Below are 14,365 nucleotides of genomic sequence, written 5' to 3' on the forward strand. Positions count from 1 at the left end.
TTACGGCCTGCCATCCAAGGATGGCAGTTCAATCAGGCATTCGCGCGAGCGGTATAAATCAGACTGTATTGCTCGCGCAGAATATTCTTCTGCACCTTGCCCATGGTGTTTCTTGGCAGGTCATCCACAAAGATGATCTGCTTGGGTTGCTTGTAGCGCGCCAGACGATCATTCAGTGCGTTTAGAATGGTTTTCTCATCGGTTTGAGAGCCGGGTTTTTTCACAACGACTGCCGTTACGCCTTCACCAAAATCCGGGTGAGGAATGCCAATAACTGCGCTTTCAACAATGCCGGGAAGCGCGTCGATTTCTGTTTCGACTTCCTTTGGATAAATATTGTAACCGCCGGAAATCACGAGATCTTTGCCCCGGCCAACAATATGAATATAGCCTTGATCGTCGATCTTGCCCAAATCGCCGGTAATGAAGAATCCGTCATCGCGAAACTCGGATTTCGTCTTCTCCGGCATGCGCCAATAGCCCTTGAAAACATTCGGGCCCTTAACTTCGATCATACCGGTCTCGCCCTGTGCGAGTGCCATGCCGGTTTCAGGATCGGATACCCGAACACTTACGCCCGGCAGTGGAAAACCTACAGTTCCCGCGACCCTTATGCCGTCATAGGGGTTAGACGTATTCATGTTGGTTTCAGTCATGCCATATCGTTCAAGAATGGCTTGGCCGGTACGCTCATGAAAGGCTCGATGTGTGTCAGCCAAGAGCGGTGCGGAACCGGAAATGAAAAGTCGCATTCCTGCCACTGCATTGCGATTTAACCCTTCGTTCTGCAGCAATCGAACATAAAAGGTAGGAACGCCCATCATTGTCGTGGCGCGAGGCATGAGCGACAATACTTCTGCAGGATCGAACTTTGGCAATAAAAACATGGATGCGCCTGATGTCAGAATGACATTCGTTGCGACAAATAATCCATGGGTGTGAAAAATGGGCAGAGCGTGAATGAGACGATCCTGTGCGGTAAAGCCCCAATAATCCCGAAGCGACAGCGCGTTTGACAGCAAATTGTCATGTGTCAGCATCGCGCCTTTGGAGCGACCTGTGGTTCCTGATGTATAGAGAATTGCGGCCAGGTCATCAGGCGTCCTTGTGGAATCGGTAAAATCTGCTGGCTCATCCTTCGCCAGTTCGACAAGTGAACCGCCTCCATTTTCGTCAAGTGTTTCGATCAGTGCGCCGTATTTGGACGCTATCGTCGATATGCCTTCTTCCGCCTTAGGCGATACTACGACGAGCCGAGGCTCAGCATCACCAATGAAGTAATCAAGCTCGGCCAACGTATAGGCAGTATTCAACGGCAGGTAGACTGCTCCGCAACGAATGCAGGCAAGATAAAGCATGAGGGCTTCCGCGCTCTTTTCTACCTGGACGGCAACCCGATCACCCGGACGGACACCGAGCGTGTCAATCGCTCCCGCGATCTTTCCCGACCATTCCAGCATCTTCCCATATGTCCAATATTGAGCATCACCCGTTTCGATGAAAATGGCCTCTTCGCTTGGGACGGAACGTTTTATAGCGTCAAACAAATGATTGCTCATGCAGTCGGTTCCTTGCTGGCGGCTTTGTTCGTTTCACGGTTTTTATTGCTTGCGGATGGAGCAACTTTTTTCGCATTTCTGTCTTGGCGGAGTAGTTTACGAACAGGTGGCGCGGCTACAACCTCGTTGCGTTGTGCAAATGCTTCATGGTTCGCTTCAATATCGTCAAGTTTGTAGAGATAATTGACCATGAAACCATGCCCCTGCCGCATCGCACGGTCGGAGCGATCGGCCAGAAAGTTTATTCGTTCCAGTCTGGCTCCATTGCCGAGGTGAAAACGCGAAACCGGTTCAAGCGGTCGCCCTTGGTGTGTTTTAGCGTTGAGGAAGTAGCAAGCAGCAAGTGGCAACAGTATTTCCTTGGCTGTAATACTGAGCTTTGGGTCTTTAACCCAATCAATGCCGTCCAATGCCTGGAGCGCACTCTTATCTTCAGCAGTCAGCAATTCGGAATGTTCATTTTTTCTTTCCTTTGAAAGCCAATTGGCAAACCCAGATACTGGCGACAAAGTCACAAAGGTTTCAAGCTTCGGGAATTCGCGCCGCAGGTCTTCGACAACCTGCTTGATCAGGAAATTGCCAAAGGAAATCCCCCTTAATCCCATCTGGCAATTTGATATTGAATAGAACACTGCAGTTCTTGCCTCCTGTGCCGCAATTGGCGCACGAGACTCATCAAGAACATCAAAGATTGCTTCGGGAATTGCTTTCGTCAGTGCCACCTCGACAAAAATCAAGGGGTCGTCCGCAAGTTGTGGATGGAAGAAAGCAAAACATCTGCGATCGGCGGGAGCCAGACGGCGGCGCAACTCATCCCAGTCACTGATTTCGTGCACCGCTTCGTAGCGAATAATTTTCTCCAGAATGTGCGCAGGTGTCGACCAGTCAATAGGGCGAAGAAGGAGAAAGCCACGATTGAACCATGAGGCAAACAGGTGAGAAAAGTCAGCGTCGACAGCTTCAAGTTCCGGGCTGTCGATCTTATAGCTCAACAGACGTTCACGCATGTTCACCATGGTTGAAATGCCATTGGGTGCAAGGTTGAGACGGCGAATTAACTCCTGCCGACGAGGTTCCGCAGCTTGATGCAATTCCAGCATTGCGCTCGGCGTCCGGTCTGCGCGATATGATTCGATCGCGGCATCAAGTCTGGCCTCATCCGGACCAAACTTATTGAAAAGCAGCAGCATGAAATTGCGCTGTCCCGGTTCATTGAGACGCGACCAATGATCTAGAATCTGAGCGGCTAACGCCATGCCTGATGCTTCGCCCCGACTGGACAGCAACAATTCGCACAGATGTTCGATATCCGAAGCACCGACCGCTGTTGGCGACCGGGGCGCAAAAGCCAATAGCTTGCGACCTCGATCTGTTATTGTTTGCAGCATGTCACTGAAAATGGATGTGCTGGTCATAGGGGTTCCCATTGCTCAGTTTTGCCCCGCACAAAGTCAAAGGCTTTAAAGTACCACTCACGTCGACGAGAACAGCTTTGTTTTAATCCACGCGATGCGATGTTATATATGACGTTAACATTCTTGTATGGAAAGTCAATCTTCTTGTATACAAGAATGAATTCTTTGCATTATTGGAGAGATCATGGCCGAGAATATCGTACAAGGATTAAGGGATGAGATCGAAAATGGAATTGTGACGAACCAATATCTTCCGGGTGAACGGTTGGACGAGGCACAGTTAGCCAAACGATTTGGCGTATCGCGAACCCCTGTACGTGAAGCCCTGATGCAATTGAGCGCTATTGGTCTTATCGAAATTCGAGCGCGTCGCGGAGCGGTGGTAATCGATCCAGCACCGCACCGGATTTACGAAATGTTCGAGGTAATGGCAGAGCTGGAGGGGATGGCCGGGTCATTGGCCGCGCGTCGTCATACGGATACTGACCGCGTGGAACTGCTGGCTGCACACAGCAAATGTGAGCGCTCTGCCGATGCTGAAGACAGTGACACCTATTACTACGATAATGAACTGTTTCATAAAGCCATCTATGCGGCCAGTCATAGTGGTTTTCTTATTGAGCAATGTTCCGCATTACATCGGCGTCTACGTCCTTATCGCCGTCTCCAGTTGCGCGTACGCAATCGAATGAAGACTTCATTTAATGAACACGCAGCGATCGTGGGCGCAATTCTCTCTGGTGAAGCTGATAGTGCGCGGACTCTTTTACGGCAACATATTGCCATACAGGGCGATCGCTTCAGTGACCTGGTTGCAACGCTTGCTCAGCGTGGTGCAGATCAACAAGAGCGTTAATTACTAGGCTTTGCAGACAGCTCAGCAGCCACCTTCAGAACGAGCTCTTAACTGAGAGCAACAGTGAAATCCGTGTCATGAAATTATCCCTTCAAACCGATCGACAAGCAATCTTAGCAAGAGGCATGATCTCAATGAGACGGTGCCGTATGATTATTGAGGGTCCGGAAATAATGTTCGGCATGCTGATAGCAGTTTTCCGCTTCAACAAGGTTTCCAGAGCGTAACGCATCCTGAGCCCTTTCCAGATAGCGCTGATAGTTTGTTTTTGCATTGTTGATTTTGTTCGTTGAGCCATCTCGCGATGCACTTTTGCTTGTTCGTGTTCGTTGATTTTGCATAAAAGCTCTTTGCTTAGTCAATCTGCTCGGCAACAATCTGGCGCAACTCTTCCCGGGTAAATCCCGAAGGTAGCTTCTCCACTTTGTTTTGTGGCTTGTTGACGAGGATTTGATAATAAGCCTGAAATGGCTTGGTAAAGGTGGTTTCTTGTTGGTTTCTAATAATAGTTTGCATTTTAATCCATTGGCCGTGCAGAAAACCGCGCGGCGTTGTTGTTGAAAAATGTCGATTGTAAATTCGCTATTGGGAACTGTGTCGAATACGGGTCAGACATTCTGAATATTCATCCGCATTCATTTTGCTGCGGGATAGCCCGATCAATCGGTCGACAGACAACATATGGGGCGCGACGGGAATTTATCAAGGGCACCGACCCCCGAATTATTCGAGAGAAAAATTCGGGGGTCTGCCAATTATTCTTGCCCGTATCCGCCACCGGTAGGGGTAGTGACTGTAAATGCTTCCCCTGCTTCAAGTACGGTATGCGCACAGCCGCCAAGCTGTTCTACAGTTCCATCATTTCGACGTACGCAATTTGCACCCAACTGGCCCGGGCTTCCTCCATTTAGACCAAAAGGAGCAATACGGCGATGGCCGGAAAGGATTGCAAAATCCAGTTTCTCCTGAGCGCGAATAGTGCGTGTCGTCCCATTGCCCGCAGACCACTTGCCTTTGCCACCTGAATTCGGACGTATATGAAAATCCTCCAGAACAACGGGGAAACGGGTTTCGAGGATTTCCGGGTCTGTCAGACGAGAATTGGTCATGTGGGTATGAATTGCATCTGCGCCATTATAGCCCGGACCAGCCGATGAACCTGAGCAGATAGTCTCATAGTATTGATATTCATCATTGCCAAATGTCAGATTGTTCATGGTTCCCTGAGCCGCGGCTTGAGCGCCGACAGCGCCAAACAGGCAGTTTGTCACGGCCTGACTGACTTCGACATTGCCTGCAACAACCGCCGCGGGATATTCAGGTGAAAGCATAGTTCCTTCCGGAACAATGATGTTGATCGGCCGCAGGCAGCCAGCATTCATCGGTATATTGCTTTGTACCAGTGTGCGGAAAACGTAAAGGACAGCTGCGCGTGTTACAGGGCGCGGAGCATTGAAATTATCGGCTCTCTGAGCAGAGGTGCCCGTAAAGTCGACAGTTACTTCACGCGCGATTTTGTCGACGGATATAGTGACAACAATCTTGCACCCTTGATCCATCTCGTAAACGAAGCTTCCATCCTGAAGCTGGTCCAGAACCCGACGTACGCTTTCTGACGCGTTGTCCTGTACATAGCCCATATAAGCTTCAACGACGTCTTCACCGAAATGGGTGATCATTTTACGCAGCTCTGCCACGCCTTTTTCGTTGGCAGCCACCTGAGCCTTCAAATCATTGACGTTTTGCAACAATGTACGAACGGGATGTCTGGCCCCAGTTAAAAGAGCTTCAAGTTCTTCTTCACAAAAACGGCCTTTGTCCAAGAGCTTGAAGTTGTCAATATAAACACCTTCCTCTTCAATTGTCGTAGCCAATGGGGACATTGAACCAGGGGCAATACCGCCAACATCGGCGTGATGCCCGCGACTGGCAACCCAAAAACGGACTGTCTCGCCAGTATCATCGAAAACCGGCGTACAAACGGTTAAATCGGGGAGGTGGGTTCCACCATTATAGGGTGCATTTATCAGGAACACGTCACCGGGATGTATGACGGCGTTTTCGCGGATTGCGGTGGCCACCGACGCATCCATCGATCCAAGATGCACGGGCATATGTGGTGCATTGGCTACAAGATTGCCTTCCGCATCGAAAACCGCGCAGGAAAAGTCCAGCCGCTCCTTGATGTTAACGGAGTAAGCGGTGTTTTGAAGCGTCACACCCATTTGCTCGGCTATCGACATGAAAAGATTGTTGAATATTTCCAGCATTACCGGATCAGCTTGAGTTCCGATGGCAACCTGGCTGGGCAACGCTTTTATACGTTTGAGAACAATATGGTTCTTTGCCGTCAACTCAGCTTGCCAGCCATCCTCAATAATCACGGTTTGATTTGGTTCGATAATGATTGCAGGGCCTGTCAACCGGTGGCCAGGTTTCATTGTTTCCCGCAAAACAACCGCTGCATTATGTGCTTTACCTTGCGAGTAAATTCGATTGTGGGCTACAAGAGTTGGCTCTCCCGATGCGTTGGCATCAACACTTATTTCAAATTGGTCGCCGCCACCGCCGATGGTTTCAACTTCTGTCGCTTCGATGACAAGTGCCTTGTTTTCCGCAACGAAACCAAAGCGTCGCTTATGAAGTATTTCGAACTCTCTACGTAAACGTTTTGCGCTCTCGTGATCTGGAAGAATATCAACGGCCAATATTGTATCAGTGCCCGCATAACGAATATGGGCACGGACAGTGGTGGTAATACCAGAGCGGGCGATGCCTTGTGCTTGAAGTTCTGAAACGCATTCACGTTCCAGTTCTTCACCCATAGCTGCAAGTTGCGCTGGAGCTTCATCGTCGAGTGATATGCCGAGCGCCTTCTGGCGGGTTGCCCTGATATCGGCAAGGCCCATACCATATGCAGAAAGCAAGCCGGACATTGGATGAACAAGGATGTTCTTCATACCAAGCGCGTCTGCGACAAGGCAGGCATGCTGGCCGCCCGCACCACCGAAACAGCTCAACGCATAACGGGTGACATCATAGCCACGTTGAACTGAGATTTTCTTGATTGCCTCCACCATGTTAGCAACCGCGATCCGTATGAAGCCGTCGGCTACATCCTCCGCACTGCGGCCATCGCCGATTTCGTCCGCAAGTTGCGCAAACCGATCACGAACGATTTCGATATCAAGCGGTTCGTTGTAGTGCGATCCAAAGATTGCCGGGAAAAAGTCAGGAATAAGTTTGCCCACCATGACATTCGCGTCAGTGACAGCGAGCGGGCCTCCATTGCGATAGCACGCGGGCCCCGGTTTCGCTCCCGCAGAATCGGGTCCAACGCTAAATCGCCCATCCTGGAAATGCAGGATCGACCCACCACCAGCGGCAACGGTATGAATTAGCATCATGGGGGCACGCACCCGCACACCGGCAACTTCAGTTTCGAATGCCCGCTCATACTCCCCGTCAAAATGCGCGACGTCGGTGGAGGTGCCGCCCATGTCAAATCCTATGACATTGGAAAAACCAGCCTCGATACCGGTCTTGGCGAGGCCGACAACACCGCCCGCTGGTCCTGATAGGATGGCATCTTTTCCCTGAAACATTTCGGCAGCAGTAAGTCCACCAGACGACATCATGAACATGACCCTTGCCCCGGTGCGGGCAACATCAAGTTCCCGCGAAACCTGTTCCACATAGCGGCGCAAAACGGGAGAAAGATAGGCATCCATAACAGTTGTATCGCCACGTCCCACCAGCTTGATCAGTGGTGACACTTCGTGACTGACGGAGACTTGCGAAAATCCTACATCGCGAGCAATTGCAGCAACTGCCGCTTCATGTTGGGGAAATTTGTAAGCATGCATGAAAGCAATTGCCAGCGCGTCATAGCCTTCATTTCTCAATGCATTCAAGGTAATGTGGACGGCATCGATGTCGAGAGAAGTCTCAATAGTTCCATCGGCCAGCACACGCTCATCGATTTCCACGACCTGATCGTAAAGCGCTTCCGCTTTGATTATCTCGGTGGCGAAAATATTCTTGCGTTCCTGATAGCCGATACGCAACGCATCCCGAAATCCTTTGGTTGTGACAAGTGCCAGTCGCTCGCCTTTGCGCTCCAATAGAGCATTAGTCGCGACTGTTGTTCCCATGCGAACTTCGCCGATGATACCTGCGGGAATGGCATCACCTGTTTGCAGGCCAAGATGCTGTCGAATTCCGTGCACGGCAGCATCGGTGTATGCTTCGGGATTCTCTGACAGGACTTTCCGTGAATGCAGTATGCCTTGAGGGTCACGTCCAACAATATCGGTAAAGGTACCGCCGCGGTCTACCCAAAAATCCCAGCTCCCAATGCTCATTTCGCCGCCTTAAACGTTGTTTGCTATCATCGATAATATATGTATAAAATGACGATATAAAATTGATGATTGAGAAGCAAGCGAAATGGCAGTAAATCCTGGTGGCACTGATAAAGCCGATATCGAGCAGATTACATCTTTGAAACCAGTCTCGCCCATCGGCCCCATCGTGTCGTCAGCGCATCTCGCAGAAGGTGAATCTCCCGGACTCTCCGAAGTTGAATACGGGTTGATCCTTGCCTCGCATGCCTTTTCCAGATGGATGGTAAGATGCATGGCTGCAGCCGGATTGCCGGGACTATCCGCGACGGAAATTCTCATTCTGCACTCCGTTCGCCATCGTGGCCGGGCAAAGAAGCTCGCCGATATCTGTTTGGTTCTTGATATCGAAGACACGCATGTTGCAACTTACGCTATTCGCAAATTGGAAGCTGCAGGCTTGGTGACGACCGGCAAAATCGCTAAAGAAAAGACAATAAAAATCACCGATAAAGGTTCAGATGCCTGTATGCGCTACGCGCAGATACGGGAGCGATTGTTTGTTGCATCAACGACCAACGCAAGACCTGCAGAAGGCACGCTTTCTGAAATGGCGGCTGTTCTTCGTTTTCTTTCGGGCGCTTACGACCAATCAGCACGCGCTGCCACGACGCTCTGAGATTTGCTGGCTGGAAAGCGCTTTCGGTTGGCTTGAAAATTGATTCGCCACGTTCTCATGGAAAGCCGATCTTAAGCGTTCAGAGTGTTAGCTAGTATGTGTGCGTTATAGTTCTTATCCACTAGATCGGCTAGAACGACACAAAATTGCAACTGTACATGTCTAAAAGGTTGTGTAGGGGTTGAGTACAGCAAATCGTCTGTATAGTTTGCGATATAAAGTTCACGTCCCTTTTCTTCTTGAATGTCTGGCCACATGGAATTCGATTTGTTGAACAAGCAGAAATTAGTCTCTGGCAGCCCTTCCGAACGGCAATATATCCGAAAGAACAGCTATATTAGTCGATTGCGATCGACTACGAATCTTTCGTGTATTGTTGTCTTTTCGGGTTTCGTGTCTGCCGGACTAACTATAGCGCCGCATCTGGCTCGCGCAGACGATGCTTATTGGGATGCGAACAACCCCGCAAATAACGGGCAGGTCGGCGGAGGTGCTGGAACCTGGAATGGTAGCAACAATAATTGGACAACTAGTGATGGTAATACCAATTCGAGTTGGTCCGGGGGCGATACTGCAATCTTTAAAGGGGTAGGTGGCGACGTCTCGGTCAGCGGGCAACGTGATGTCGGCGGACTTACGTTCGAGACTGGCGGTTATACACTTGGAGGTTTTGGGAGCATCAACCTGACGGATGATGTCAACAAAATAACTGCAGCCGATGGAACGACTACCAAAATCGATGTCGAGGTCGAAGGTAACGAAGACTCGCAATTGGTCAAAGAAGGTGAAGGCACCGTTATTCTCTCGGAACGAAATTCTTACGAAGGCGGTACGAGGGTCAATGGGGGCACACTTCAGATAGAGGCATCGCAAGGACCGTTTGATAGCGGTGGAACCTTGGGTTCAACTTCAGGTAGCACTTATGTAGGTGGCGGTGTTCTCGACCTTGGAAATACGGCTCAGACCCAGAAAAACCTGACTGCTCAAGGTGGTTCGGTGAGAAACGGTCGTTTCAACGTGGAAACAGCTACTCTCAACGGAGGAATAATCGAAACGAATACTCGGATTAATGCCAGTCAGTCGATTGGGCAATCCCGAGGCGATATGAAAGGTACGGCAAACACTCCACTTTACAATTTGTATGGCGGCACGATGTCCGGCTTCATTGTAAATGCTGACAATGTAAATCAGTCAGGCGGGGTTTTGTCTGGTACTGCCACGACAGAAAATTATGATCTGTCGGGAGGCACTCTAGCAGGTACGGGCACTGTAAACACTGACAATGCGACAATTCGAGATGACGGTGCCGTCGAAGGTCAATTGAACGCCAGAGTCGTCAACCAGTCTGGTGGAACGATATCCGGCAATATTGGCACCATTACTGATAAAGCCGAGGTCGTTAATCATTCCGGCGGCGATTTATCAGGTACCGCAAACACGGAACGTTACAATCTTTCTGAAAATGGCACCGTTAAAGGTTCAGGCGTCGTGAACGCCGACACTGTTCTCATTTCCGGCGGCACTGTTGAAAAAAACGGACGATTGAACGCGGAAGACGGGATTGGGCAAACCGGCGGTGTAATGGGCGGCAATGCCGTAACGCCTGTGTACAACATGAGTGGCGGCGAGATGTCCGGCAACATCTCAGGTGGTATAGCTCCGGGTGGAGAGGTCATCAATGCAGATCGGGTGAACCAGTGGGGCGGCAAGCTGTCAGGTACGGCCGCCACCGATCAGTATAATCTTTTCGGAAATGGCACGCTTACGTCGACAGGCATCATCAATGCTAAAAACATCTCGATGGGTCAAAGCGCCATAGTCGAGAGGAATGCTCATCTGAATGCTTCGAATGGGGTGGCTCAGTCAGGTGGCAATATGGGGGGTATTGTCAATACGCCCTTGTACAATCTCACTGGCGGCAACATGTCCGGCAGCATCGTCAATGGCAAGAATGTTTACCAGTCAAACGGAACTCTGTCCGGCACGGCGAATACTGAGGAATATGCTCTGTCGGGACGCGGTGAGCTGACCGGCACCGTTACCGCCGACAAGACGACGATTAGGGATAATGCGTCGGTTTCATCCAGCGGACGTTTGAATTCAAAAGAAGTCTCGCAATCCGGCGGGAATATGGGTGGAATTGCTGACACGGCCACTTATGATCTTTCCGGTGGCATTATGTCGGGCGAAATCAAGAATGGTGTCAATGTCAATCATTCGAACGGAACGTTGTCTGGGGTCGCTACCACGACGAATTATGATCTGTCCGGAACTGGCATACTGTCCGGCAAAGTTACCGCTGGCAAAGTTACTATCAGTGATGCGGGTAGCGTTACCAAAGACGGGCGCCTGAACGTTTCGACTAGCATTTCACAATCGGGTGGCGATATGGGCGGTAACGCTAGTACGACGCTGTATGATTTGTCGAATGGTACGATATCGGGTGGTGTCAATGCAGTGAACATCGAGCAGTCCGGTGGTAAAATTTCCGGACGCGCTACAGCTGCTCAAAACTATGACCTGTCCGGAAATGGGCGTGTGACCAGCACCGGTATTGTTAGTGCAGGAAAGATGACATTGAACGATAATGTCACCGTCGAAAAGGGTGGGCAGCTTTATTCGAGAACGAGTATCGCACAATCGGGCGGAACTCTATCTGGGACAGCAAACACACTGAGTTACGAATTGTCCAAAACCGGAAAGGTTGATGGGACAGTCAATTCGAATACATTGAGCATAAGTGACGATGCGGAAGTTACCGGGACCGGGCAGCTGAATGTCAGTCAGTCCATTTCCCAATCGGGCGGAAGCATGGGTGGCAATGCCAAAACTGCCCAATACTCTCAATCAGGGGGGAGTATGGGTGGCAAGGTTGAAACGAACAATTACATTTTATCCAACGGGAATGCTTCCGGCACGATCACAGCCTATCGCGGATTTGCATTGCAAGGGGGCTCGCTGACAGGCACTGCGACCACAAATGTGTTCAGCCAGTCCGGCGGCACAATGCGAGGGACTGTTACCACAAACAGCTATCTCCTGAGTGGTGGCACGCTTGAAAATAGCAACAGAGTTACCACAAATGCATTTGGTCAAACGGGGGGTGAAGTCAGGGGTGACGTTGTTGCGGGCATTAAGGCCAAAGCAATGGGCGGAACTATTGCGGCCTTGTCAAATTCTGGAATAGACGTTTCCAATACCGATAATGATGTAACGATTTCTACTGATAGCAAAAGCCCCGTCGTTAATCGTGCGGGCAATGCGATATTGGCACGAAACGTCAATGGAAATATCAATATTCAGACGGCAGGTGGCGTTTCTGGTGCGACAGGCATCAACGCTTACGCGACCGGCAAGGGAGACGTGAACATCGTCTCGAATAACATCGTGCAGGGAACTGCTGGTGCTGCAGTTTCGGCGGGATCGACTGGTGGCCGCGTTACTATAGCCGGTTCCGGAGCTATAGCAGGCGGCAGCCACGGGGTTTTCGTCAAATCCCAAAACGGGGATATTGACGTAAAGACAGGCAATACGATCAGTGGCAAGACAGCCATTTCGCTTGAGACGAGCGGAAATGGCGCAATGAATCTAAATCTTGGTGGTGCGGTGACTGCTTCAGACACCGCTATTTCCTTCAAGGGTGAGGCTACGGATTCACATGCCATTCTGGATCACGATGTCCGGGCAGGAAATACAGCCCTGCGTAGCGAGAATAAGGGCCTGACTACATTCGACAATTTTGCGACAATCCGATCTACTTCAGCCAATCCTGAAACGTTGACGCTTCTCGACAATGTGGCTGGCAAAGCAATCCTTAACAACCACTCCGGCGGGCAGATGCAGGGGGTATTGTCATCAGGTGCTGGCGCTGAGACGATTGTCAATAATATGGCTGGTGGTGTCTGGAATGTCGGGAATTCCGGTGTTTTCACATTGCTCGGAGACAATGACGTTATTCAAAATAGCGGCTTGATCAAAGTGAGCGGTAACACCAGATTTGATGGCCTTGAGACATTTGAGAACCGCGCAGGCGGTGATCTCAATCTGATCAACAACAAGGTCACTGATCGACTGACAATTTCAGGTGACTATGTTGGTAAGGAAGGCTCGAATATTTCCCTTGATGTTGATTTCGACAAAGGAACTTCCGACGTTGTTACACTCGGTGGCGTGCTTGTTGGCAAAACCAATATCAAGATCAATGCCCTGACTGCTGGACAGGATCCATCCGCTTTCGGTAAAACTATCCTTCTTGTTGACGTTCCGGATGACAGCGGCGGGGGCGAATTGACCGCTTCCGGTCTGCCAACAGGCGGTGTTATCGAATATAATTTGATACGTCAGGATCTTTCTGGCGGCGGTTCAAAATATGTTGTGCGTTCCGGGGTGGATGGAACAGCCGCAAGCAGTGTTGTTTCCGGGTTTATTGCCGCACAAAACGTTATCGGATCGTCATTCTTCAAGCCGTCAAGCGGTCTGGTTTCTGCCCCGGTCGATCCGGACAAGAATCAGTTTGGCTTTGCGCCGTGGATGCGTACCAATGGTGGTCTGTCTGAAATTGATACGAGCGGTACTATTACCCAACCTGACGGCTCAAAAGTCGATACGCCTGCAACAATTGAAACAAGCTATTACGGTTATCAGGTCGGCTTGGACGGAGGTATCTTCAATATTCAAGATACTGACGCCAACGTAAACTTTGGTGTCACTGCCGGCCAGATTTTCGGTAAATCTGACCAGAAGAATTATTCCAACACGACAGACTTCACCTCAGTTTTCTATGGTGGTTATGCTGCTTACACCAAAGGCCCTTTCTTCTTTGATGTGCAGGTCCGCAATGAGCTGATGGATTATACGATCAACGTCAACGATCCGCTGTTCAAGATCGGGGGCGCAGACGTTAATGGGGACAGGGTGTCGATCAGCGGCTCGACCTCGTATACCTTCAAACACAATGACTGGTCGTTTATCCCTGCAACCGGCTTCACCTACTCGAAGAGTAGCACTGACGATCTGATTATCCCTCGCAACATTGTTCTCAACCAGAATGCGGCCCGAGTGCGGTTTGCAGACGTTGAAAGCATGATCGGTTTCGGTGGGATCACGGTATCGAGAAACTTCTTCTTCAAGGATGACAGTATCCGTGTATCACCGTTCGTTACGCTGACTGGATATCACGATTTTGCTGGCGATATTAATGCCACTTTGACTGTAGACCCCGGCAGTGCACGTGAGATTGTATTTCCGGTTAAAACGGAACGGCTACAGACATATGGTGAAGCGAGTTTCGGCGTGAATGTTCTGGCGCTAACAGGAAAGATCAACGGAGTAGAACGATTGGTCATCGGTAGTGTACGCGGCGACGTTCAGTACGGAGAAGATATCTTTGGTGGCTCAATGACCGCGCAGTTCAGAATGCAATTCTGATGTCGTAAGGATATTGCGCAAGGAAAACCTTCCAACGTTCATCCATAAAGGATGAGAGTTGGAAGGTGGCAAGGCTTTAAAACAAG

8 protein-coding genes are annotated in these 14,365 nt (G+C 50.2%); 3 read left to right on the forward strand and 5 right to left on the reverse strand.

All coding sequences use genetic code 11. The features are described 5' to 3' along the window. Positions 1–32: 32 nt before the first annotated feature. Both PMI41_RS14650 and PMI41_RS14655 read right to left on the reverse strand, forming a co-directional pair. On the reverse strand, positions 33–1,559 hold the full coding sequence (locus PMI41_RS14650) for a malonyl-CoA synthase (protein ID WP_008126097.1): 1,527 nt from the start codon (positions 1,557–1,559) through the stop codon (positions 33–35). Further along, the gene (locus PMI41_RS14655) at positions 1,556–2,974 is read right to left on the reverse strand and encodes a malonyl-CoA decarboxylase (protein WP_008126098.1); all 1,419 of its coding nucleotides are present in this window, start codon (positions 2,972–2,974) and stop codon (positions 1,556–1,558) included. The genes PMI41_RS14650 and PMI41_RS14655 overlap by 4 nt, the downstream gene beginning before the upstream one ends. 184 nt (positions 2,975–3,158) lie before the next feature. Here PMI41_RS14655 and PMI41_RS14660 point away from each other — a divergent pair, with 184 nt between their 5' ends. After that, positions 3,159–3,830 carry a GntR family transcriptional regulator gene (locus PMI41_RS14660; RefSeq protein WP_008126100.1) on the forward strand — a complete coding sequence of 224 codons (672 nt, stop codon included), beginning with the start codon at positions 3,159–3,161 and terminating at the stop codon, positions 3,828–3,830. Between the two features lie 131 nt (positions 3,831–3,961). Here PMI41_RS14660 and PMI41_RS14665 read toward each other — a convergent pair whose 3' ends face one another. The 3 genes from PMI41_RS14665 to PMI41_RS14670 form a co-directional block, all read right to left on the reverse strand. Continuing rightward, positions 3,962–4,171, reverse strand: a complete 210-nt coding sequence (locus tag PMI41_RS14665; protein WP_040854975.1) for a DUF4167 domain-containing protein — start codon at positions 4,169–4,171, stop codon at positions 3,962–3,964. A gap of 13 nt (positions 4,172–4,184) precedes the next feature. Continuing rightward, positions 4,185–4,346: a hypothetical protein gene (locus PMI41_RS25075; RefSeq protein ID WP_008126105.1), complete on the reverse strand. Its 162-nt coding sequence runs from the start codon at positions 4,344–4,346 to the stop codon at positions 4,185–4,187. Positions 4,347–4,585: 239 nt separating this feature from the next. Next, entirely contained in the window at positions 4,586–8,194 is a 3,609-nt protein-coding gene (locus PMI41_RS14670) for a hydantoinase B/oxoprolinase family protein (RefSeq protein ID WP_008126107.1), read from the reverse strand. Between the two features lie 85 nt (positions 8,195–8,279). Here PMI41_RS14670 and PMI41_RS14675 point away from each other — a divergent pair, with 85 nt between their 5' ends. Together PMI41_RS14675 and PMI41_RS24290 are read left to right on the forward strand one after the other, a co-directional pair. After that, positions 8,280–8,852, forward strand: coding sequence for a winged helix DNA-binding protein (locus PMI41_RS14675; protein ID WP_008126109.1), 573 nt, complete (start codon positions 8,280–8,282; stop codon positions 8,850–8,852). Between the two features lie 393 nt (positions 8,853–9,245). Next, positions 9,246–14,279: an autotransporter-associated beta strand repeat-containing protein gene (locus PMI41_RS24290; RefSeq protein WP_157179400.1), complete on the forward strand. Its 5,034-nt coding sequence runs from the start codon at positions 9,246–9,248 to the stop codon at positions 14,277–14,279. Positions 14,280–14,365: the final 86 nt, after the last annotated feature.

The sequence above is a fragment of the Phyllobacterium sp. YR531 genome, from assembly GCF_000282595.1.
Taxonomy (GTDB): domain Bacteria; phylum Pseudomonadota; class Alphaproteobacteria; order Rhizobiales; family Rhizobiaceae; genus Phyllobacterium.